Annotated in this window: 16 protein-coding genes; 11 read left to right on the top strand and 5 right to left on the bottom strand. The window is 68.0% G+C overall.

Annotation, left to right across the window (positions count from 1 at the left end):
- Positions 1-38: 38 nt before the first annotated feature.
- The gene (locus tag AACH06_RS11570) at positions 39-1,058 is read right to left on the bottom strand and encodes a putative 2-aminoethylphosphonate ABC transporter substrate-binding protein (protein WP_341425835.1); all 1,020 of its coding nucleotides are present in this window, start codon (positions 1,056-1,058) and stop codon (positions 39-41) included.
- Between the two features lie 535 nt (positions 1,059-1,593).
- Between AACH06_RS11570 and kdpF the strand changes: the two genes are divergently transcribed.
- The 8 genes from kdpF (at position 1,594) to AACH06_RS11530 (ending at position 12,064) form a co-directional block, all read left to right on the top strand.
- On the top strand, positions 1,594-1,686 hold the full coding sequence (gene kdpF / locus AACH06_RS11565) for a K(+)-transporting ATPase subunit F (protein WP_341425834.1): 93 nt from the start codon (positions 1,594-1,596) through the stop codon (positions 1,684-1,686).
- On the top strand, positions 1,683-3,470 hold the full coding sequence (kdpA, locus tag AACH06_RS11560) for a potassium-transporting ATPase subunit KdpA (protein WP_341425833.1): 1,788 nt from the start codon (positions 1,683-1,685) through the stop codon (positions 3,468-3,470). Before kdpF ends, kdpA begins: the two co-directional genes overlap by 4 nt.
- A gap of 133 nt (positions 3,471-3,603) precedes the next feature.
- Positions 3,604-5,700, top strand: coding sequence for a potassium-transporting ATPase subunit KdpB (kdpB, locus tag AACH06_RS11555; RefSeq protein ID WP_423222017.1), 2,097 nt, complete (start codon positions 3,604-3,606; stop codon positions 5,698-5,700).
- Positions 5,701-5,722: 22 nt separating this feature from the next.
- Entirely contained in the window at positions 5,723-6,346 is a 624-nt protein-coding gene (kdpC, locus tag AACH06_RS11550) for a potassium-transporting ATPase subunit KdpC (RefSeq protein WP_341425832.1), read from the top strand.
- 16 nt (positions 6,347-6,362) lie between these two features.
- On the top strand, positions 6,363-9,089 hold the full coding sequence (kdpD, locus tag AACH06_RS11545; RefSeq protein WP_341425831.1) for a two-component system sensor histidine kinase KdpD: 2,727 nt from the start codon (positions 6,363-6,365) through the stop codon (positions 9,087-9,089).
- A 10-nt stretch (positions 9,090-9,099) separates the two neighbouring features.
- Entirely contained in the window at positions 9,100-9,795 is a 696-nt protein-coding gene (gene kdpE, locus AACH06_RS11540; RefSeq protein WP_341425830.1) for a two-component system response regulator KdpE, read from the top strand.
- Between the two features lie 807 nt (positions 9,796-10,602).
- Positions 10,603-11,202 (top strand): hypothetical protein, encoded by a 600-nt coding sequence (locus AACH06_RS11535; protein ID WP_341425829.1) that lies wholly within the window; start codon positions 10,603-10,605, stop codon positions 11,200-11,202.
- A 130-nt stretch (positions 11,203-11,332) separates the two neighbouring features.
- Positions 11,333-12,064, top strand: coding sequence for a putative signal transducing protein (locus AACH06_RS11530; RefSeq protein ID WP_341425828.1), 732 nt, complete (start codon positions 11,333-11,335; stop codon positions 12,062-12,064).
- Between the two features lie 150 nt (positions 12,065-12,214).
- On the opposite strand, the gene AACH06_RS11525 is transcribed toward AACH06_RS11530, so the two are convergent.
- Both AACH06_RS11525 and AACH06_RS11520 read right to left on the bottom strand, forming a co-directional pair.
- Complete coding sequence (locus AACH06_RS11525) at positions 12,215-14,446, bottom strand: M4 family metallopeptidase (RefSeq protein WP_341425827.1); 2,232 nt, start codon at positions 14,444-14,446, stop codon at positions 12,215-12,217.
- A 474-nt stretch (positions 14,447-14,920) separates the two neighbouring features.
- Complete coding sequence (locus AACH06_RS11520; protein ID WP_341425826.1) at positions 14,921-16,774, bottom strand: sigma 54-interacting transcriptional regulator; 1,854 nt, start codon at positions 16,772-16,774, stop codon at positions 14,921-14,923.
- Between the two features lie 278 nt (positions 16,775-17,052).
- On the opposite strand from AACH06_RS11520, the gene AACH06_RS11515 reads away from it, so the two are divergent.
- Both AACH06_RS11515 and AACH06_RS11510 read left to right on the top strand, forming a co-directional pair.
- Positions 17,053-18,516, top strand: coding sequence for a benzaldehyde dehydrogenase (locus AACH06_RS11515; protein WP_341425825.1), 1,464 nt, complete (start codon positions 17,053-17,055; stop codon positions 18,514-18,516).
- A gap of 94 nt (positions 18,517-18,610) precedes the next feature.
- Complete coding sequence (locus AACH06_RS11510; RefSeq protein WP_341425824.1) at positions 18,611-19,387, top strand: coniferyl-alcohol dehydrogenase; 777 nt, start codon at positions 18,611-18,613, stop codon at positions 19,385-19,387.
- Between the two features lie 163 nt (positions 19,388-19,550).
- Here AACH06_RS11510 and AACH06_RS11505 read toward each other — a convergent pair whose 3' ends face one another.
- Together AACH06_RS11505 and AACH06_RS11500 are read right to left on the bottom strand one after the other, a co-directional pair.
- Positions 19,551-19,703 (bottom strand): hypothetical protein, encoded by a 153-nt coding sequence (locus AACH06_RS11505; protein WP_341425823.1) that lies wholly within the window; start codon positions 19,701-19,703, stop codon positions 19,551-19,553.
- Complete coding sequence (locus AACH06_RS11500; RefSeq protein ID WP_341425822.1) at positions 19,700-19,972, bottom strand: hypothetical protein; 273 nt, start codon at positions 19,970-19,972, stop codon at positions 19,700-19,702. The genes AACH06_RS11505 and AACH06_RS11500 overlap by 4 nt, the downstream gene beginning before the upstream one ends.
- Positions 19,973-20,149: 177 nt before the next feature.
- Between AACH06_RS11500 and imuA the strand changes: the two genes are divergently transcribed.
- Positions 20,150-21,250, top strand: coding sequence for a translesion DNA synthesis-associated protein ImuA (gene imuA, locus AACH06_RS11495; RefSeq protein WP_341425821.1), 1,101 nt, complete (start codon positions 20,150-20,152; stop codon positions 21,248-21,250).
- The last annotated feature ends 196 nt before the right edge of the window (positions 21,251-21,446 follow it).

Raw genomic sequence — 21,446 nt, 5'->3', positions numbered from 1 at the left:
ATGCAGGTTCCGTGGTCGGCGGGGCTCCGGCCCAACGCTCAGCGCTTGGGCTCGGCTTTCGCGTCGTAGCGCTTGGTCCACTCGGCCAGGATGCGGTCGCGGTTGTCGGCCGACCAACGCAGGTCTTGCTTGATCAGCAACTGCTCGTAGTTCGCCGGGATGTGCGCATTCGGCTTGGCCACGCCGGGGTAGGCCACGATCGCGAAGTTCTTCTCGTAGAGCTCGTTGGCTTGGCGCGAGGCGGCCCAATCGGCCAGCTTCTTGGCGGCGTCGCTGTTCTTGCTGCCCTTCATCAGGGCCGTCGCTTCCAGGTCCCAGCCCAGCCCTTCAGTGGGAAAGACGAGGTCGATCGGCGCGCCGGCTTCTTTCAGCTTGGCAGCGCGGTACTCGAATGCAATGCCGATCGGGAACTCACCGGCCGCGGCTTGCTTGCAGGGCTTTGAGCCTGAATGCGTGTACTGCGCGATGTTGTCGTGCAGTTTGTCCATGTAGGCCCAGCCATCGTTCTCGCCGAAGATCTTCAGCCACGCGGTCACGTCGAAATAGCCGGTGCCGCTGGAGGCCGGGTGCGGCATCACGATCTTGCCGCGGTACTCAGGCTTGAGCAGGTCCTTCCAGCTCTCGGGCTTCTTCAGGCCCTGCTTGGCGGCCTCTACAGTGTTGAAGCACACCGTGGCGCCCCAGACGTCCATGCCCACCCAGCTTGGCACGGGCGCACTGTCGACATAGCGCTTGTCCAGTTGCGCCAGGCCCTTCGGCGCATACGGCTGCAGCAGCCCCTCGCGCTCGAGAATCAGCAGCGAGCTGGCGGCCACACCCATCACCACATCGGCCTGCGGGGCCGCCTTTTCGGCCAGCAGGCGCGCGGTGATGATGCCGGTGGAGTCGCGCACCCACTTGAGCTTGATGCCGGGGTTCTCGGCTTCGAACAGCGTTTGATAGGACTTGAGCTGATCGGCTTCGAGCGCCGTGTAGACGGTCAACGTCGTTTCGGCGCGGGCGGTTCCGATCGAAGCGGCCACCAGGGCCAGGCAGAGCAGCGGGCGATAAGTTGTCATCACAGGGTCCTGACAAGGAAGCTGCGATGGACTGTATGTATCGGGTGTGACGACGCCTTGACGTTCGGCCGATATCGAGCAATGCGGCCATCAGCAAAGTTTGCAGTGGGTCAAGCCTACCGCGCAGACCCCGATCCGTGGGTGTCCGATGCGGCAGATCTTGTGCGTGTGCCGCCCGGGGTGGTGGATGGGGTTCACCCCGCGGCCGCTTGATCTCACCGTTGACGCAGCAGACTCCCGGGTCCGCCCCAGCCTGCCCCAGCACGCCGCGATCCAGGCCGCAAACACATCCTGCTGTGGCTCCAGTGCGTTCGGGACTGGGGCGACATGCGGAGAGGCTGAGCGTCTTGATGGGTTCTTGATACCCGGCCCTTGCTTCTTGAGAAGCGCTTGATGGGCACCTTCCTACGATGCCTCCATCTACTTTGGAGGGTGTCATGGACATCACATACCTGGGCCTGTTCGCCATCTTCTGGCTGCTGATCTGGGGCCTGGCCCGCGGCTGCGACCGCATCGGCCACCGGGGGGCCGAGCGATGAGCGCCTGGACCATGGCCGCTGGCCTGCTCGCCGCTGGCCTGTTCGTCTATCTCGTAGCCGTGCTGCTGAGGCCGGAGGACTTCTCATGACCGCCCCTGCCTGGATGCTGCTGGTGGCCTACCTGGCGGCGCTGTTCGCCATCGCCTGGCCGCTGGCGCGCCTGATCGACGCGGTGATGGCGGGGCGCTTCGCGCTCGGCCGTCGCCTGGAGGCGCCGCTGTACAAGCTCTGCGGCATCCAGCCGGCGCATGAATCCGGCTGGCTGCGCTACACCATCGGCCTGTTGGTCTTCAACGGCCTGGGCGTGCTGGTGGTCTATGCGCTGCAACGACTGCAGGGCGTGCTGCCACTGAACCCGCAAGCCATGGGGGCGGTGACGCCGGACTCGTCGTTCAACACGGCGATCAGCTTCGTCACCAACACCAACTGGCAGGGCTACGGCGGCGAAACCACGATGAGCTACCTGACCCAGATGCTGGGCCTGACGGTGCAGAACTTCCTGTCCGCCGCCACCGGCATCGTGGTCGTGATCGCCCTGGTGCGCGGCTTCGCCCGCCACTCGGCTCAGGCCATCGGCAACGTCTGGGTCGACCTGACCCGCGCCACCCTGTGGGTGTTGCTGCCGCTGTCCTTCGTCTTTGCCCTGGTGCTGGGCAGCATGGGCGTGATACAGAACTTCTCCGGCTACACCGAGGTGCAGACGGTCGAGCCGGTGACCTGGCAGGAGCCCACGGTGGGCGCCGACGGCCAGCCGGTGAAGGACGACCAGGGCCGGCCGGTGATGGTCGACAAGACCGGCCACACGCAGACCCTGGCCATGGGCCCGGTGGCCTCGCAACTGGCCATCAAGATGCTGGGCACCAACGGGGGCGGCTTCTTCAATGCCAACTCGGCCCACCCCTTCGAGAACCCGACGCCGCTGTCGAACTTCCTGCAGATGCTCAGCATCTTCGCGATCCCGGCCGCGCTGTGCCTAGTCTTCGGACGCATGGTCGGCGACCCGCGCCAGGGCCTTACCGTGCTGGCGGCGATGACCGTGCTGTTCGTGGTTTTCGCGATCGGGGCGATGACCTTCGAGCAGCAGGGCAACCCGCTGCTGGCCCCGCTGGGCGCGGACCAGGCCGCCAGTGCCACCCAGCCGGGCGGCAACATGGAGGGCAAGGAGTCGCGTTTCGGCATCGCCGCCACGGGCCTGTTCGCCACCATCACCACCGCGGCGTCGTGCGGCGCCATCATCGGCTGGCACGATTCGTTCACCCCGCTTGGCGGCGCGGTGCCGCTGGTGCTGATGCAGCTCGGCGAGGTGGTCTTCGGCGGTGTCGGTGCCGGCCTCTACGGCATGCTGGTCTTCGCGATCCTGTCGGTGTTCATCGCCGGGCTGATGATCGGCCGCACGCCGGAATACCTGGGCAAGAAGATCGAGGCCTACGAGATGAAGATGGTGTCGATCGCCATCCTCGTCACGCCGCTGCTGGTGCTGGTGGGCACGGCCATCGCCGTGATGTCCGACGCCGGCCGGGCAGGCATCGCCAACCCCGGTGCGCACGGCTTCTCGGAGATCCTCTACGCCTTCAGCTCGGCCGGCAACAACAACGGCAGCGCCTTCGGCGGCCTGTCGGCCAACACCCCGTTCTACAACGTCATGCTGGCGATCGCGATGTGGTTCGGCCGCTTCGGCGTGATCGTGCCGGTGCTGGCCATGGCCGGCTCGCTGGCGGCCAAGAAGCGCATCGGCGTCACCGAGGGCACGCTGCCCACCCACGGCCCCCTGTTCGTGGCCCTGCTGATCGGCTCGGTGCTGCTGATCGGCCTGTTGAACTACGTGCCCGCCCTGGCCCTGGGCCCGGTCGTCGAGCACCTGATGTGGAAATGACCCACCCCCGAAGCGCCTTCGGCGCCTCCCCCTCAAGGGGGCGCCGCCAGCGGCCCGGCAAAGCCGGTTCCGCAGCGGCTGCTTGGTTCCCTTTGCGTGTTGGTGCGCACGATGTGTGCCACGGAGCATCGATATGAAAACCCTTCCCCTTTTCGACCCGGTGCTGGTGCGCCCGGCCCTGGTCGATGCGTTCAAGAAGCTGGACCCGCGCGTCCAGTGGCGCAACCCCGTGATGTTCGTGGTCTACGTGGGCAGTGTCTTCACCACGGCCTACATCGTCCGCGAGCCGAGCCTGTTCGTGGTCGGCGTGGCCGTGTGGCTGTGGTTCACCGTGCTGTTCGCCAACTTCGCCGAGGCCATGGCCGAGGGCCGCAGCAAGGCCCAGGCCGCCTCGCTGCGCGGCCTGAAGAAGAAGACCTGGGCCAAGAAGCTCGACGGCTACACCGCCGGCACCGCGCGCACGGCCATGAAGTGGCACCCGCTGGAGGCCGACAGCCTGCGCAAGGGCGACGTCGTGCTGGTCGAGGCGCAGGACGTGATCCCCGCCGACGGCGAGGTGATCGAAGGCGTCGCCTCGGTGGACGAAAGCGCCATCACCGGCGAGTCCGCCCCGGTGATCCGCGAATCGGGTGGCGACTTCTCGGCCGTCACCGGCGGCACCCGCGTGCTGTCGGACTGGATCGTCGCCCGGGTCACGGTCAACCCCGGCGAGACCTTCGTCGACCGCATGATCGCGATGGTCGAGAACGCCAAGCGCCAGAAGACGCCCAACGAGATCGCGCTGACCATCCTGCTGGTGGCGTTGACCATCGTCTTCATGGGGGTCATCGTCACCTTGCTGCCGTTCTCGCAGTTCGGTGTCGACACGGCCGGTGCGGGGCAGACCGTGAGCCTGGTGGTGCTCATCGCGCTGCTGGTGTGCCTGATCCCGACCACCATCGCCGGCCTGCTGTCGGCCATCGGCGTGGCGGGCATGAGCCGCATGATGCAGGCCAACGTGATCGCCACCTCGGGCCGCGCGGTCGAGGCGGCCGGCGACGTCGACGTGCTGCTGCTGGACAAGACCGGCACCATCACGCTCGGCAACCGCCAGGCCAGCGCCTTCCTGCCCGCCGCCGGCGTGAAGGAGAGCGAGCTGGCCGACGCCGCCCAGCTCGCGTCGCTGGCGGACGAAACACCCGAAGGCCGCAGCATCGTGGTGCTGGCCAAGCAGAAGTTCCAGCTGCGCGAGAGAGATGTCGCTGCACTTGGCGCGCACTTCGTGCATTTCACCGCCCAGACACGCATGAGCGGCGTCGACCTGCAGGACGCGACGGGCCATGGCCGCCAGGTGCGCAAGGGCGCCGCTGACGCGGTACGCCAATACGTGCAGGCGCTGGGTGGCCAGTTCCCGCCCGCGCTACAGGCCACGGTGGACGACGTGGCCCGCCGCGGCAGTACGCCGCTGGTGGTGGCCGACGGGACGGTCGCCGAAGGCGGCCCTGCGAAGGTCCGCGTGCTCGGCGTCGTCGAGCTCAAGGACATCGTCAAGGGCGGCATCAAGGAGCGCTTTGCCGAGCTGCGCCGCATGGGCATCAAGACCGTGATGGTGACCGGCGACAACCGGCTCACGGCCGCCGCCATCGCCGCCGAGGCGGGAGTCGACGACTTCCTGGCCGAGGCCACGCCCGAGGCCAAGCTCCGGCTGATCCGCGAGCACCAGGCCGCCGGGCGGCTGGTGGCCATGACCGGCGACGGCACCAACGACGCCCCCGCGCTGGCCCAGGCCGACGTGGCGGTGGCCATGAACACCGGCACCCAGGCCGCGAAGGAGGCCGGCAACATGGTCGACCTCGACTCGAACCCGACCAAGCTGATCGAGATCGTCGAGACCGGCAAGCAGATGCTGATGACCCGCGGGTCGCTGACGACCTTCTCGATCGCCAACGACGTGGCCAAGTACTTCGCCATCATCCCGGCGGCCTTCGTCACCACCTACCCACAGCTCGCCGCGCTGAACGTGATGCAGTTGGCCAGCCCCGCCTCGGCCATCCTGTCGGCGGTGATCTTCAACGCGCTGATCATCGTCTTCCTGATCCCGCTGGCGCTGAAGGGCGTGCCTTACCGCGCCGTTGGCGCCGCCGCGCTGCTGCGCCGCAACCTGGGCCTGTACGGCCTGGGCGGCGTGATCGTGCCGTTCATCGGCATCAAGCTGATCGACCTGCTGGTGGCCGCCATCGGCATGGCCTGACCGAGCCAGCACAGGAGTTCCCATGACTGTCTCCACCACCACCGCGGCCATGCCGGCCACCCCCACCGAGGGCCTGCTGCGCCCGGCGATCACGCTGTTCGTCGTGCTCTCGGTCGTCACCGGCCTGGCCTACCCCTTGCTGACCACCGGCGTCGCCCAGGTCGCGTTCCCCGACGCGGCCAACGGCAGCCTGATCGTCAAGGACGGCCAGCCCGTCGGCTCGCGCCTGATCGGCCAGGCCTTCAGCGACCCCAAGCATTTCTGGAGCCGCCCGTCCGCCACCACGCCGATGGCCTACAACGCCGCCAGTTCCATGGGCACCAACGTTGGCCCGCTGAACCCCGCCCTGGTCGATGCGGTCAAGGGCCGTGTCGAAGCGCTGCACGCGGCCGACCCCGGCAACACCGCCCGGGTGCCGGTCGACCTGGTCACCACCTCGGCCAGCGGCATCGACCCCCACATCAGCCGCGCCGCGGCCGACTACCAGCTGGCCCGCGTGGCTCGTGCGCGCGGGCTGCCCGAGGCGCAGGTGAGGGCCCTGGTCGACCAGCACACCGAGGGGGCGTGGCTCGGCTTCATCGGCGAGCCGCGCGTCAACGTGCTCGAGCTGAACCTGGCGCTGGACGCCTTGCCGATGCGCCCTTGATGCGAAGATCGGCAGGATGACCGACGAGCGCCCGGACCCCGACGCCTTGCTCCAGCGCGTGCAGGCCGAGGAGGCGCGCGCCCGCCGCGGCAAGCTGAAGATCTTCTTCGGTGCCTCGGCCGGCGTCGGCAAGACCTTCGCGATGCTGGCCGCGGCGCGCGCCGCGCAGGCGCAGGGCACGGCGCTGATCGTCGGCATCGTCGAGACGCACGGCCGCGCCGACACCGTGGCGATGGCGCGCGATCTGCCGCTGCTGCCGCGCAAGGCCGTGCCTCACCGCGACCGCACGCTCGACGAGTTCGACCTCGACGCCGCGCTGGCCTGGGCCGCCGGCCGCCCGGACGCCCTGGTGCTGCTCGACGAGCTGGCCCACAGCAACGCCCCGGGCTCGCGCCACCCCAAGCGCTGGCAGGACGTGGAAGAGTTGCTCGACGCCGGCGTCGACGTCTGGTCGACGATGAACGTGCAGCACCTGGAGAGCCTGAACGACATCGTCAGCGGCATCACGGGCATCCGCGTCTGGGAGACGGTGCCCGACCGCATCTTCGACGAGGCCGACGAGGTCGTGGTGGTTGACCTGCCGCCCGACGAGTTGCTGCAGCGCCTGGCGGCGGGCAAGGTCTACCTGCCCGAGCAGGCACAACGGGCGGCGAAGAATTTCTTCCGCAAGGGCAACCTGCTGGCGTTGCGCGAGCTGGCGCTGCGCCGCACGGCCGACCGGGTCGACGACGAGATGCAGGCCTACCGGCGGCAGAGCGCCACAGGCCGCGTCTGGCCCACGCGCGAGGCCCTGCTGGCCTGCGTCGGGCCCGGCCCGCATGGCGAGAAGGTGGTGCGCAGCGCGGCGCGCCTGGCCGCGCAGCTGGACGTGGCCTGGCATGCGGTGCATGTCGAGACGCCCGCGCGGCGGCAGGCGAGCGAGGACGAGCACCACCAGGTGCTGCGCCTGCTCAAGCTGGCACAGGAATTGGGCGCCACCACCGCCACCCTGGCCGCACCCGACGCCACGTCCGCCCTGCTGCGCTACGCGCGCGAGAACAACCTGTCGCGCCTGGTCGTGGGCCGGCGCGACCGGCCCTGGCGCTGGCCCTGGCAGCGCCCGTTGGCCGAACGCGTCGCGGCGCAAGGGCAGGACCTGGACGTGCTCCAGATCGCCCTGCCGGATGCCGGCCCGCCGCACGGCCGGTCCATTCCCGAGAGCGGCGCCGCGCCCTCGCCGTGGCCATGGCGCGGCTACCTGGCGGCGCTGGCGGTCTGTGGCACGGTGGCCCTGGCCGCGACACCGCTGCTCGGCGTGCTGGAACTGACCAACATCGTGATGCTCTTCCTGCTGGCGGTGGTGGTGGTCGCGCTGCGGTGGGGCCGTGGCCCGGCGGTGCTGGCGGCCTTCGTCGGCGTGGGGCTGTTCGACCTGTTCTTCGTGCCGCCGCGCTTCACCTTCGCGGTCAGCGATGCGCAGTACCTGGTCACCTTCGCGGTGATGCTGGTGGTGGCCCTGGTGGTGGGCCAGCTCACGGCGGGCCTCAAGGTGCAGGCCGAAGCCGCCACCCAACGCGAGCACCGCGTGCGCGGCCTGTACGAGATGTCGCGCGAGCTCTCGGGCGCCCTGATGACCGACCAGGTGGCTGAGTTCGGCGCGCGCTTCCTGCTGGCCGAGTTCGGCGCCAGGAGTGCGCTGCTGGTGGCCGACGATCATGACCACCTGCACCTGGCGCCCCGCGCCACCGCGGCGGTCGACATGGGCGTGGCGCAATGGGCCTTCGACCGCGGCGAGCCCGCCGGTCGTGGCACCGACACGCTGCCCGCCAGCGCCTGCCTGGTGCTGCCGCTGAAGGCGCCGATGCGCTTGCGCGGCGTGCTGGCCATCGAGCCGCCACCGGCCACGGGCGCCAGCCGGCTGTGGGGGCCCGAGCAGCGCCGCGTGCTCGACACCTGTGCCTCGCTGATCGCGATCTCGCTCGAGCGCATCCACTACATCGAGGTGGCGCAGACGACCACGCTTCAGATGGAGAGCGAGCGCCTGCGCAACTCGCTGCTGTCGGCGATCTCGCACGACCTTCGCACGCCGCTGGCGGCCCTGGTCGGCCTGGCGGACTCGCTGCGGCTGACGCGGCCACCGCTGGCCGACGAGCAGCAGGAGATCGCCGACGCGATGCGCCAGTCGGCGTTGCGCATGAACGCCCTGGTCAACAACCTGCTGGACATGGCGCGGCTCGAATCCGGCGCGGTGCAGCTGAACAGGCAATGGCAACCGCTCGAAGAGGTGGTCGGCAGTGCACTCGCCGCGGTCGCGCCTGTGCTGGCCGGCCGGCCGGTGAAGGTGCGGCTGGCCGACGACCTGCCGCTGCTGCAGCTGGACGCGGCCCTGATCGAGCGCGTGCTGGTCAACCTGCTGGAGAACGCGGCTAAGTACACGCCGCCGGGCTCGCCGATCGAGATCGGGGCCCGCGCCGACAGCGACACGGTGCAGGTCCTGGTCGACGACCACGGCCCCGGCCTGCCGCGCGGCCGCGAGGAGGCCATCTTCGAAAAGTTCGAGCGGGGCCGCAAGGAGAGCGCCACCCCCGGCGTCGGCCTGGGCCTGGCAATCTGCCGCGCCATCTTGCAGGCGCACGGCGGCACGATACGCGGCGAAACCCGGGCCGAGGACGGCGCGCGCTTCTTGCTCGTGCTGCCGCGCGGTGAGCCGCCGAGCGACCTGGGTGCTGACGAGGCGCTACCCTTGGGCGAAAGCGACATATGACCGGAGCGCCATGAGCGAATCCCCCCTGCTGCGCGTGCTGATCGTCGAGGACGAAGCCGACATCCGTCGATTCGTGCGGCTGGCGCTTGAGTCTGAAGGCCACGAGGTCTTCGAGGCGGACGGCGTCAAACGGGCCTTGATCGAATCGGGCACCCGGCGGCCTGACTTGGTGGTACTGGACCTGGGCCTGCCCGATGGCGACGGCGTCGACTTCATCCGCGATCTGCGCGGCTGGTCGGCGATTCCGGTGATTGTGTTGTCGGCCCGCTCGTCGGAGGCCGACAAGATCGCCGCACTGGACGCCGGCGCCGATGACTACCTGGTCAAGCCCTTCGGCGCAGGTGAGCTGTTGGCGCGGGTTCGTGCACAACTTCGCCGCCACATTCGGCAGACGCCGTCCGGCGAGCCCGTGGTGCGGTTTGGAGACGTGTGCATCGACCTGTCGCGCCGCGTGGTCGAGCGCGCTGGTCAGCCACTGCACCTCACACCCATCGAATATCGTTTGCTGACCCACCTGGCCGCCCAGCCCGACCGGGTGATCACCCACCGGCAACTGCTGCAGGCGGTTTGGGGCCCGGGCCACGCAGAAGATACGCACTATGTACGTGTGCACATGGCGAACCTCCGCAAGAAGGTCGAAGCCGACGCCTCCATGCCAAGGCATCTCGTCACCGAGGCCGGCATCGGATACCGATTTGTGGCGTGAGTCGAACCATCGCTGAAGCCGAGCCGGCACCCATGGGCACGGGCCGCCACTTGGACAAGGTCCGCGTCAGGATGGTGCGGCCCAGGATGCCGCATCGCGTGCGTGTGGACATACAGTCAACTCCGAAAGTCAGGGTTCCATGAGCAGTCGAGAGCACTTCATGTCCGTGGTCGACCTCATTTGCCAGCGTCCCGGCATGTACACGGGTGCGCAGAGTCTCAGGAGCGTCGTCAACTATCTGGACGGCCTGAGCCACGGACTGGCAATCGCGACGGGCGAGCGGGGGCCAAGTCAGGCGGCGTGGTGCAGACGGATCGAAGGGGAGTACCGGCAGGGATTGCAAGGGCAGCAGTGGGCGGACTTCCTCAGCGAACGCTTTGGGTCTGAGAGAGCTGTTCTTGATTCGCTTCCTCGTCTCTATCGAGAGTTCTTTGCAGACTGGGATGCCATGGGTGAGGCGGGCATTCACGATCGGTCGTCTCAACGAATACTGGCGCGGCAGCAGAACGTGACTCCGACGCACCCCTTGACGAGAACCATGCGAGGCGCGACGCCTGATCCTTTCATTGGAAGAGCGCCTTCCGGCCCCGGCCTCCAGGCATCTCTACTGCCAAACGATGGATGTCTATGAGAGCAGGTTGGAACCCCGGGCGACGGAACAGAAACGTTGGCACCAAGGCGCACGGTCATGGGGAGAACAATCGGCTGTCCATACCGGAGTCTTGGCATGAACTCAAACGGTTCTATGAGAGGCTGAGTTCATTCGTCGTCGTGACCCGGAGAGTCGGGGCGCGCGAGCTTGTGTTCTTGGTCGAGCCAACGCAACCGGGATGGTTTCATACCGTCACGATCGACGATGCCTGGCAGGTGCTGGCGCATCTCCCCGCAGCAGATCTCTCGACGTTCGAACTGATCGTGATGCGCCAATCAACTCGCAAACAACGAATACTCAACCCGGCATGGGGTCGGGCAGCGTTCTACTTCGACGTCGAAGAATTCAATGGCCGAGCCATTGTTCTGGAGGCTCAAAACCTGGAGCCCATCATTTGGCCCGTTTCGCTCACGCCGGAAAGGGCGCGCGAACTCGATCGACTGGTGGAAGATGGTCACGCCATTCACAGAGGCAAGCGCTGGTACGAAATACGTTCCACCCAAGCTTCACTGCGAAACACGGTCCTTTACAGAACCCTCTTGCACGAAGTGGGTCATCATGTCGATCACCGTCGTTGCAGTGACGAAGAATGGGATTCGCTGACGGCCATGGAGAAGGAAGACTATGCCCACCGCTACGCGGCCGAGAACGCTGCGCTGCTGAAATGGGCCGGACTGATTCCATTTGCGCCGATGGTCGATGCCGAGGCGCTGCGCAGCGAAGGCCTGGATCCCAGCTGGTTCGCCACTCAATGAAGCCATCGCATTCCGTCATCAAGCGGCTGGACCAGGTCTGTACCTTGCAGGTCGGGCTTGCGATGCCAAGCCGGACCATGTCGCTCAGTTCCACCGTTAGCTGTCACCAGCTGGCATCGGGCGCAACCGCATGGCCACGTCCACCGACATCGGCTCCCGTGGACTGGGCCGGATGAACCCCACCTCGCTGCACGACGATGACGGTGATGACTACGTCCGCGTGGCCACCTGCGGTACGCCGACGGAGGCGCACCTTCTCCAGGGCATGCTGCAGTCGCACGGCATTGCGGCGATCGTGCCGGACGCGAACTTCATCCAAGCCGACACCTGGATGACCCAAGCCGTGGGCGGCGTGCGTGTCCTCGTGCGTCGGGGAGGCATGGAGGCGGCGCGCACGGTCATCGCCGATTTCGATGCCGGCGCGTTCGAGCTTGATGGCGATGGCCCGCCGCCTGTGTCGGTGGCCCCGTTGACGGCACCGGTGTTCAGCCCGGATCGCATCGCCTTGCTGAGCCTGGTCCTCACGCCCGCTTTTGGCGCCATGCTGCAGTGGGCCAATTCCATGTCATCGGGCTCGCCTGGTGATCGTCGGCGCGACGCCGCGTGGCTGGTGTTCTTGGGCGTGCTGACTGCCTTGGCGGTGTGGGGGGCGCACCGCATCCAGCCAGGCCCGTGGGTCGTCATTCGCGCCAGCTGGGCGATGAGCTTCGTGACCGTGGTGTGGTATTTCGTGGTGCTGCAGCCGCTGAGCAAGGCGTTGCTCACGTCCCACGGGCGGCACTATCCGAAGCGGCCGGTGCGGGTGCCGGCACTGGTGACTTTGGTCATCGCATGGGGCCTGGGTTGGGCCATTTCGGGCTGATCCGCCGTTGACGGCATCAATGCGAGGAGGGTCTTGTCGCCCTGTCATGGCCCCATGTCTTGGGTCCATGAAAACGCCCGCCTCGAGGGCGGCCGTTGAAGGGGGCGACCACAGCGCCGGCGCAGAGGCCCGACGCTGTGAGTGGCGTGGTCAGTAGCTGGCTTTCAGGGACACGCCCGAGAAGGCCGAGTAGCCACGCACCATGATGTAGTAGTCACCCGCGGTGGTCGAGGTGACGGTGCAGGTCTCGTTGTTGCCGCTCAGGTACGGCCGGCACAGGTAGGTGCTGGTGGTCGGCCGCGAGCCCTGGCGGGTGTAGAGGTCTGCGTCACCGGTGCCGCCAGAGATGGTGATCGTCAGCGTCTTGCCGGCAGGGGTGTTGATGCGCCAGTACTGTGCGCTGCCCGAAGCACCAGAGATGGTGATCGCCTGGCCATTGGTCAACAGCGGGTCACCGCCGCCACCCGTGCCCGAGTAGGTCGCCGTCAACGTGACGCCGCTGTAGGCCGAGTAGCCGTTGAGCATCACGTAGTAGGTGCCCGCCGCGGGCGAGGTGACCGTGCAGGTCTCGGCGTTGCCGCTCTGGTAGGGGCGGCAGTCGTAGGTCGACAGGGTCGGGCGTGCACCCAGCTTGGTGTACAGGTCCACATCACCCGTGCCACCGCTGATCGTGATGGTCAGGGTGGATTGGCCGGCCGGCACGTCGATCTTGAAGAAGGTCTGCGAGCCGCTGGCGCCGCTCAGGCCAGAGACGGGCGTGCCGTTGGTCAGCACCGTGTCGCCGCCGCCACCGCCACCACCGCCGGGGTTGGGCACCGGCACGCCGACGGCTTGCCAGGCGTTGGCCACCGAGGTCTGCTCGGCCACGGTGTAGCCCAGGTTGACCGCGGCCTGCACCGTGGCGTTACCCGCGGCCAGGAAGTTGGCGTTCGACGTGAGGATGTTGACGTTGGCTTCGTAGAAGATACGAATCGCCTTGGACATCCCCAGGCCGGTCACCGTGATGTTCGACTTGCCGCGCGGGTGCTTGCCACCTTGCGAGAGCAGGTAGAACGCCAGGTTGGCGATGCCGGAGCTGTAGTGCACGTCGACATTGCCGACGCCACTGACCCAGAAGTCTTTCGACACGCCATCGGCGGCCGGGTCGTTCATGTAGCGCAGCGCGGGCGGCAGGATGTCCTCACCGACCTTCCACGTGTCCGACGACACGGTGAGCGTACCCGTCTTGCCGCCATCCACATACGCCTCGGTGAAGGCGCCGAAGATGTCGGACATGGCTTCGTTCAGGCCGCCGGATTCGCCCGAATACACCAGGCCCGATTCTTTCTCCGTCACGGCGTGGGTCAGCTCGTGCGCGGTCACGTCCTGGGCGCGTGCGAGTGGCGCGCAACCCTGGCTGGAGTTGCCGTCGCCGTAGACCATCTGCGTGCCGTTCCAGAAGGCATTGCAGTAGTTGGTGCTGTAGTGCACCGAGCTGATCAGCGCGGCGCCGGCGTTGTCGTAGGAGTCGCGGTTCCAAAACGACTTGTAGGCTTCGTACGTGGCGCCAGTGCCGTCGTAGGCGGCGTTCACGTCGACATCCGACGTGGCAGCCTGGCCTTCCGAGCGCTTCAGCGTGCCGGGCAGGCTGGTGCCGTTGTTGGCGCTGTAGACCTTGCGGTTCTCGGCGAAGTGGATCTGCGGGTGAACCGCGAGGATCTTGCCGCTGTCCGCGTCGATGTACACCTTGTCGCGCACCGGGTCTTGGCCGCGTGAGCCAGTGACCACCGTCTCATAGGCCATGTGCAGGGTGCTCTCCGGCGAGAGGAAGTACACCTTGCGCGGCGGCGTGGTCGCCATGCCGGCGAAGCGCGCGTCGGCCATCACGGTCGGGTGCACGGCGCTCTCGCCAACATCCTTCGAGCCGAGGCTGGCGGCGATGTCGCCACGGGCCGTGCCGTTGATGGCGAAGATGCGGCCCTTGCCGTCGACATGGACGACCAAGTCGCCACCCACCACCTCGATGCCGCGATGTACCTGCTGGTAGCGCAGGTGCCAATTGCCCATCGGGTCGATATTGGCGCGGTGCAGCTTCAGCGAAGCCGGGCGCAGCCGCAGGGCGGCGAGTGCCGGTACCAGTGCGGGGCGCAGCGTGGCTTCGGTCGCAGCCAGGGTGCTGCCACTGAGCCTAGGGACTTGCCCCAGGTCACCACGCAGGAACATGGGGATGCCGTCTGCCGTGGCCTGCACCACTTCCACGGATCGCAGCGCACTGAGTGCCTGCGCAACGTCTGCCGGCGTGTGGCCGGAAGCTGCGGCGATGGCGCTGCTGGTCAGCGCTAGGCCGGAAGCCAAGGTGGCGATCAGCCGACGCTTGACCCATTTGGAGATCATTGAACTCATCGTGCCTTCCTAAAGTTACGTTGAGTGCACGCGCGGTAGCGCGTGATGCCATGTCGTCCGTGCGCACCGGGATTGATGCGCGGCGGGATCCTCGGAGCGTGAACGTTTTCAGTCAATGCTCGTTACCCAGAACTCATCCAAATGGCCAGAAAGGAGTAAAGAAGCTTCACCCCTCTCAGGGTTTGTCCCTCCATGAAGTCAGTGTGGGTACGAGCTCGGTGCGTGCCGGCGTGCCGCTCGCTGCCAGGCGCACCGGCGCAGGGCAAGAGCCCGCGAGTGGTGCGCATGGGCGCGGCGTGCCGGCGGATCACAGGACAACTAACGCCGAAAAAGTATTGACTGCTGCGAGCCACTCCACCGGCATCGACGGGGCCGGGCGCGCCGCAATGCGAGAGTGGTGTGAGGGCCGTCGCCAGATGATGCGAAGGCGGGTGGCGTCAGCGGTGGCGTCGGCGTGGATCAAGGTCTCTGTGATCAGGTGTCGGTGCGGGTTGGAGACGTTGGCGGCTCGCCCGCGCGGCTGGCCTTGGCCCACCGATAGGCGAATTGGGCTCGGGTCAACCCGAGCCGTCGTGCCGCCGCGGCCAGGTTGCCCTTCGCCGCGTTGGCGGCTTCCGTTAGCAAGCGCTGTTCCAGTTCGTCGAGCGACAACTCACCCGCCTGGCCGCTGCCCAATGCACCGCAGAGCATGTCGATCAATGGTGGGGGCGGCATGTCGTCGCGGGCGGGGGTCAAGGTGCCGTGCGCGCCAATCGCCAGCAAGGCTTCGTCGTTGAGTTGCTCGCGGCGGAACATGTGGGCCACGTCGATGGCCGCGCCGTCTTCAGCCGAGATCACGCCGCGTTCGATCAGGTTCTGCAGCTCGCGGATGTTGCCGGGGAACGGGTAGTGCAGCATCGCCCGCACCGCGCGTGGCGTGAAGCCGCTGGTCTGGCGTCCGTGGCGTGCCGCTTCACGCCGCAGGAAGTGGTTCATCAGTAGCGGCACATCGTCGCGCCGCTCGCGCAGTGGCGGCAGGTGAATGGGGTAGACGTTGAGGCGGTAGTACAGGTCTTCGCGAAAGCGCCCTGCGCGCACTTCAGCCTGCAGATCCACATTGGTGGCGGCCACCACCCGAACGTCGACATGGATCGTCCGGGTGCCGCCGATGCGCTCGATCTCGCCTTCCTGTAGCGCACGCAAGAGCTTGCCTTGGCTCACCAGGCTGAGCGTGCCGATCTCATCGAGGAACAAGGTGCCGCCGTCGGCGCGCTCGAAGCGGCCCGGGCGCGATTGGTTGGCACCGGTGAAAGCCCCGCGCTCCACGCCGAACAGCTCGCTTTCGATCAGGCTCTCGGGGATGGCCGCGCAGTTCACCGCCACGAAGGCTTGCTGGCTTCGGGCGCTGATGCGATGCAGCCGGCGCGCGAACGCCTCTTTGCCCACGCCGGATTCGCCCGTGAAGAGAACGGTGGCTTGGGTGCCCGCCACGCGCGCCAACTGGTGGCAGGCTGAGTTGAAGGCGGCCGACGCGCCGACGATCTCGTGCCGCTCTGTGGGCTGGGTGGTGCCCGGCGAGCCCTCGGGCCGGTGGGGCTGCGTCGGCAGGATGGGGGAGGGCGCTTCGGCATCGCCGCTGGACGAACGCCGCAGGTGCCGAAACTCCTTGGCTTCGAGGTAGCGCAGGTCTTCGCTCACATCCCCCCAGGCAGCGGCGTGGCGGCCGATCACCCGGCAGGCGCCTGCGCCCATCGATCGACACTCCAACTCGCGGAAGATGACCAACTGGCCGAACAGGCTGGTCACGTAGCCCGTGGCGTAGCCCACCTGTGACCAGCAGGCCGCTTCGGTGCCGATGCCGTAGGCCGCGATGTGCTCGTCGTCCTCGCTGGAATGCTCCCAGAGAAACTCGCCCTCGTAGGTGCCGCGGTCGATGTCGAACTCGAAGCTCAGTGGCGTCACCTTCACCGCGCCCTCCAGCGCATGCAGCCGCGTGCCCGCCATGAAGACGTTGGCCGCATCGCCTTGCGGCCAACGCTCTCGCACCAATTGCGCGTCTCGTGCGCCAGAGACATAGCCCGCTCGCGTCAGCAGGCCTCGCGCGCGGTCGATGCCGAGCGTGTCGATCAGCTCGCGCCGCAGGTGCCCGAGCGTCGAGCTGTGCAGCAGCAGCATGCGCTGGTCGTTCAGCCAGATGCGACCATCACCCGGTGAGAAGAAGAGTGACTCGGTCAGGTCGCCCAGCGTGGGAGCCTGGCTTTCGATGAAGTGGCCGCTGTCACCGCGGCGCAGCATGGTGCCGGTCTGTCGGGCCATCTCGGCCAGCGAGATGCGGGGCGGCTTGGTCATGGTCACTGCATGAAATGGTGAATCGAGCTGCCTCGGCGGCCCTCAAATTGTTTTCATTTCATAACTAGTTGATCTCCGGCTAAACCCTTTGATGCAGCGCAACACTCATGGGCAGGGAAAGTCCCAGGGTTTGGAATAGTTCTACTCTGAAAACAACGTCGTCCATGGGGCCGCTGCGTGATGGGCGCGGCGGCATGGCACGGCTGCGGCATGCGCGTTGCACCAGATCGGATCAGCCGGCGGCCTGCTGCCGCTCCCGCAACCCACCGGAGCCTCCCATGACGACCTCTTCGTTTCTGAACCACGCCTTGTGGCGCGAGCACCTCTACAGCGGCGGCTGGCGCAGTGCGTCGGCCACTGCCGACGTGATCGAGCCCGCCACGGGCACCGTGCTCACCCGCACCGGCCGCGCGGTGGCTGCCGATGTGGCGCACGCGGCCGAGCAAGCCGCGTCCGCACAGGCGGCCTGGGCGGCGCAATCGCCCCGCGAACGGGCCGGGGTGTTCCTGCGGGCGGCGGCGATCTTCCAACAGCACCTGGATGAGCTGGCGCTGTACGTCACGCGTGAGACCGGCGCCATCCTGCCCAAGGGCCAGCACGAGCTGCGCGAGGCGATCACCTTCTGCCACATCGCCGCCGCCATGCCGATGCAGGCGCAAGGCCAGGTGCTGCCCAGCGGAGCCGGGCGCCTGTCGATCGCGCGGCGCGTGCCGCACGGCGTGGTGGGCGTGATCTCGCCGTTCAACTTCCCGCTCATCCTCACGCTGCGGGTCGTGGCGCCGGCCCTGGCGGCCGGCAATGCGGTGATCATCAAGCCGGATCCACGCACGCCCGTGAGCGGTGGCCTCCTGATCGCGCAGGTGTTCGAACAGGCAGGGCTGCCGGCGGGCGTGTTGCATGTGCTGCCGGGTGGCGCCGATGTGGGCGAGGCACTGGTCACCGAGCCGCGCGTCGCGATGATTTCTTTCACCGGCTCGGTGGGGGTGGGGCGGCGCATCGGCGAGTTGGCCGGCAAGCATCTGAAGAAGGTGTCGCTGGAGCTGGGCGGCAGCAATGCGCTGATCGTGCTCGACGATGCCGACCCCGATGTGGCAGCCAGCAACATCGCCTGGGGCGCCTGGCTGCACCAGGGCCAGATCTGCATGGCCAGCAACCGCGTGCTGGTGCACGAGGCCATTGCACCGGCCATCATCGAGCGCCTGGTGGCCAAGGCCACCCACCTGCCGGTGGGCAATGGGGCCACCGGGCAAGTGGCCCTCGGCCCTCTGATCGACGAGCGCCAGCGCGATCTTGTGCACGCGGCGGTGCATGCGAGCGTGAAAGCGGGTGCGCAGCTGCTGGCGGGCGGCAGCTACGAAGGCCTCTTCTACCGGCCCACGGTGCTGTCGGGCGTCCGGCGCGGCATGCCCACTTTCGACGACGAGACCTTCGGCCCGGTGGTGAACCTGGCCACCTTCTCCAGCGATGACGACGCGGTGGCGTTGGCCAACGACAGCCATGGCGGCCTGGCCGCAGGCGTGATCTCGGCCTCGGTGGGCCGCGCGCTCGCCATCGGCAACCGGCTCAAGGCCGGCATGGTGCACATCAACGACCAGACGGTGAACGACGACGCGGTGAACCCTTTCGGGGGCCCGGGCGCAGCCGGCAATGGCAACTCGCACGGCGGCCCTGGCGACTGGGAGCAGTTCACCACCTGGCAGTGGCTCACGGTCAAAGACGCCGCCACGCCGTTCCCCTTCTGAGGCGCAACCCCCGCCGCTCTCGCGCGGCTTGCGTCTCACCTCACGCGTGCGGCGCCAGCCATCTTCCCGAACGATCACCCACGGAGACCTCACCATGAACTTCCAAGGCAAGACCATCGTCGTCACCGGCGTCAGCTCAGGCATCGGTGCCGAAACCGCGCGCTTTCTGCGGCACCACGGCGCCAGCGTGATCGGCGTAGACCGGCAGGACGCTTCGATCTCGCTCGATGGCTTCGTCAAGGCCGACCTCTCCGAGCAAGCAGCGATTGACGCGGCCTTCGCCCAACTGCCTGAGCAGTTCGATGCGCTGTGCAACATCGCCGGTGTGCCCGGCACGGCGCCGGTGGACTTGGTGGCGCGCGTCAATTACCTGGGGCTGCGCCATCTGTGCCAACGCGCGCTGGAGCGCCTGCCCCATGGCGACCAGGGCGGTGCCATCGTCAACATCTCGTCGATCCTCGGGGCCGAGTGGCCGGCGCGGCTCGACCTGCACAAGGCCCTGGCCGAAACGCCCAGCTTCGAAGCCGGCCTCGCCTTCCTGGCACGCCACCCGGTACCGCAAGAGACCTGCTACCAGTACTTCAAAGAGGCGCTGATCGTCTGGACGATCGCGCAGTCGCAGAAGTGGTTCCTGGCCCATGGCGTGCGCATGAACTGCGTGGCGCCTGGGCCCGTGTTCACGCCCATCCTGGGCGACTTCGTGCAGATGCTGGGGCAAGAGCGCGTGCAGAAAGACGCTCACCGCATGAAGCGGCCAGCGCTCGCCGACGAGGTGGCTCCGGTGGTGGCCTTCCTGTGCGCCGACGAGTCGCGCTGGGTGAGCGGCATCAACCTCCCGGTCGACGGCGGGCTGGCATCGACCTACCTCTGAGCTCGCTCGGCTCGAACGATTCGGTCGCCTGCGGGGGCCGCTGCGCTGGCGTTTGCGTTTGCGTTTGCCTCTGCGTCTGTCGGCATCGGCATCGGCATCGGCCGGATTAGGGGTGAGCGAGGTCGGTGTGCTCAGCGCGTTCGACCCGCCCGGCGCGGGCGGGTCATGTCACCGGCCCCCAGGCGACGCTGACCCCAGCCCCCACCACGGCCACCAGAAGGGCGAAGGTGGTCCACCACAGCGAGGCCCGGTGGGTGGGGCCGGTGTGGCGGAAGAGATGCCGGCGTGCCGGCCAGTGCAATCGGCTGGGGCTCATGGGGTGGGCTCCGTGGGGCGGGGCGTCTTGGCGGGTGTGGCGCCGCTCGCCGCGGTGGGGCCCATCACCTGGGCCATCCAGCGTTCGGCGGCCAGGGTGGGCTCGATGCTGCGCCAACGTTCCTCTCGCGAGAGGCCGTCGCCGACGTGTTCGGCGTCGGTCGCATCGAGCCGGGGCCAGCAGGCGGTGATGCGGCTGGCGAAAAGCTGGATCCATGTTTCTTGGTCTTCTGGGGTGGATGGGGTGGGGCGGATGTCTGTCGCGTTCATCGTGTTGTTCTCCTGTCACCTCGCCATGCGGCGGCGTGACCTGACCTGTCGGGCCAGTGATCTGTGCGTTGGGTAGAGGCACTGTACACAAATACAGTGTTTAGGCAACCTGCCTTTTGGGGGAGGGGCGATTTCGCTGGCGGCTGCGGATAAGATGCTGTACAAATAAACAGTATCATGGCGCTGCCTTTCACCCCCTCCAAGCCGGCCCTCTGTGCGGCCATCGGTATGGCAAACGGCGTGCCGGTTGCGGCAGGTTCGCTGCCGGCGCCCCCCGCCGTGAGCGGGCGGGCCGAGCTGCTGGCCCAGCCCACCCGCGTCCACCCCGGCTTGTGGCGAGCGCAGTCTGCCGGGGGTGTGGTGGGCGGTGGGGCCAGCCTCGGTGCCGCGTTGTCCAGCGGCTTCACGAGCCTGGATGCCGAGTTGCCCGGCGCGGGTTGGCCCGTGCGTGTGCTGACCGAGTTGCTGCTCGCTGAGACGGGGGTGGGTGAAATCCGCTTGCTGGCGCCAATGCTGTCGGCCTTGGCTCAGGCGGGCCGCAGCCTGATGCTGTTCGACCCACCGGCCGAGATCAACGCGGTGGCGCTGGCCGAGTTGGGCGTGCCCTTGGGCGCCTGCATCGTGGTGCGTTGCCCGGTCACCGCCTCACCGCGGCATTCGGCCAGTTCGCGCAAAGGGGCGCTGCGGCGCACCTTGCCGGGGGCTGAGCTGTGCTGGTCGATCGAGCAGGCCTTGCGCAGTGGCCAGGTGGGCGCGGTGCTGGCCTGGCCGGGGCGGGCCGCGCGGCCCGAGGCCTTGCGCCGCTTGCAACTGGCTGCCCAGTCGCATGAGGGGCCCGCCTTTTTGTTGCGTGAGTGGGCTGCGCAGGCCGAGCCCAGCCCGGCCCCCTTGCGGGTGACCTTGCAAGTGGCGGGTGCCGATGCGCTGGAGATTCAGGTCGTCAAGCGCAAAGGCCCGGCGATGGCGCAGCCCTTGCGCCTGATGCTCGCGCCGGTGCTTTCGCCGCGGGCTCAGGCGCGGGCCAGTGCCTGGCCGCTTCCTCCGGCCACGCCGGAGATGGCCGGGGTAGCGCCCGGCGGGCCCGCTGGGCCCCCCGGGCGGCCGACGAATGGTCTGCCCCAGCAGGCGGCCCGCCCCGGCCGGCCGGTGGGGCACCGGCGGCCGCCATCGGCCGGCCCCGCTGTGCCGGTGGTTCGCGCGGTGGTGCCGCCGCGGCCTGGCGGCCCTGCGGCGGCAGCCAGCCCCGTGTGGCCGCCGGCCAATTCGCCGGTAGCCTGAGCGTGAGGGTCTGTCGTTGATGCCCGCTCGCACCGCCCCAAGACGCAAGCTCGTCGCTGCCCATGCCCGCCACGGCGCGGGCTGTGGCTGCGCTTGGTGCCTCCATCGGCACGCCCTGGCGTCGGGTCATGCCATCGCCCGGCGCTGCGGCTGGCGGCGTTTCGGTGCATCTGCGGTCGGCGACAACCCCAGCCTC

The sequence above is a fragment of the Ideonella lacteola genome, assembly GCF_038066555.1.
Taxonomy (GTDB): domain Bacteria; phylum Pseudomonadota; class Gammaproteobacteria; order Burkholderiales; family Burkholderiaceae_C; genus Ideonella; species Ideonella lacteola.
This window is presented reverse-complemented; position numbering and strand designations above follow the sequence as displayed.

What these genes read in the sequence shown, in the direction of transcription:
- AACH06_RS11570 (WP_341425835.1), bottom strand. Translation starts at nt 1,058, where the DNA reads ATGACAACTTATCGCCCGCTGCTCTGCCTGGCCCTGGTGGCCGCTTCG.
- kdpF (WP_341425834.1), top strand. Translation starts at nt 1,594, where the DNA reads ATGAGCGCCTGGACCATGGCCGCTGGCCTGCTCGCCGCTGGCCTGTTC.
- kdpA (WP_341425833.1), top strand. Translation starts at nt 1,683, where the DNA reads ATGACCGCCCCTGCCTGGATGCTGCTGGTGGCCTACCTGGCGGCGCTG.
- kdpB (WP_423222017.1), top strand. Translation starts at nt 3,604, where the DNA reads ATGAAAACCCTTCCCCTTTTCGACCCGGTGCTGGTGCGCCCGGCCCTG.
- kdpC (WP_341425832.1), top strand. Translation starts at nt 5,723, where the DNA reads ATGACTGTCTCCACCACCACCGCGGCCATGCCGGCCACCCCCACCGAG.
- kdpD (WP_341425831.1), top strand. Translation starts at nt 6,363, where the DNA reads ATGACCGACGAGCGCCCGGACCCCGACGCCTTGCTCCAGCGCGTGCAG.
- kdpE (WP_341425830.1), top strand. Translation starts at nt 9,100, where the DNA reads ATGAGCGAATCCCCCCTGCTGCGCGTGCTGATCGTCGAGGACGAAGCC.
- AACH06_RS11530 (WP_341425828.1), top strand. Translation starts at nt 11,333, where the DNA reads ATGGCCACGTCCACCGACATCGGCTCCCGTGGACTGGGCCGGATGAAC.
- AACH06_RS11525 (WP_341425827.1), bottom strand. Translation starts at nt 14,446, where the DNA reads ATGAGTTCAATGATCTCCAAATGGGTCAAGCGTCGGCTGATCGCCACC.
- AACH06_RS11520 (WP_341425826.1), bottom strand. Translation starts at nt 16,774, where the DNA reads ATGACCAAGCCGCCCCGCATCTCGCTGGCCGAGATGGCCCGACAGACC.
- AACH06_RS11515 (WP_341425825.1), top strand. Translation starts at nt 17,053, where the DNA reads ATGACGACCTCTTCGTTTCTGAACCACGCCTTGTGGCGCGAGCACCTC.
- AACH06_RS11510 (WP_341425824.1), top strand. Translation starts at nt 18,611, where the DNA reads ATGAACTTCCAAGGCAAGACCATCGTCGTCACCGGCGTCAGCTCAGGC.
- AACH06_RS11505 (WP_341425823.1), bottom strand. Translation starts at nt 19,703, where the DNA reads ATGAGCCCCAGCCGATTGCACTGGCCGGCACGCCGGCATCTCTTCCGC.
- AACH06_RS11500 (WP_341425822.1), bottom strand. Translation starts at nt 19,972, where the DNA reads ATGAACGCGACAGACATCCGCCCCACCCCATCCACCCCAGAAGACCAA.
- imuA (WP_341425821.1), top strand. Translation starts at nt 20,150, where the DNA reads ATGGCGCTGCCTTTCACCCCCTCCAAGCCGGCCCTCTGTGCGGCCATC.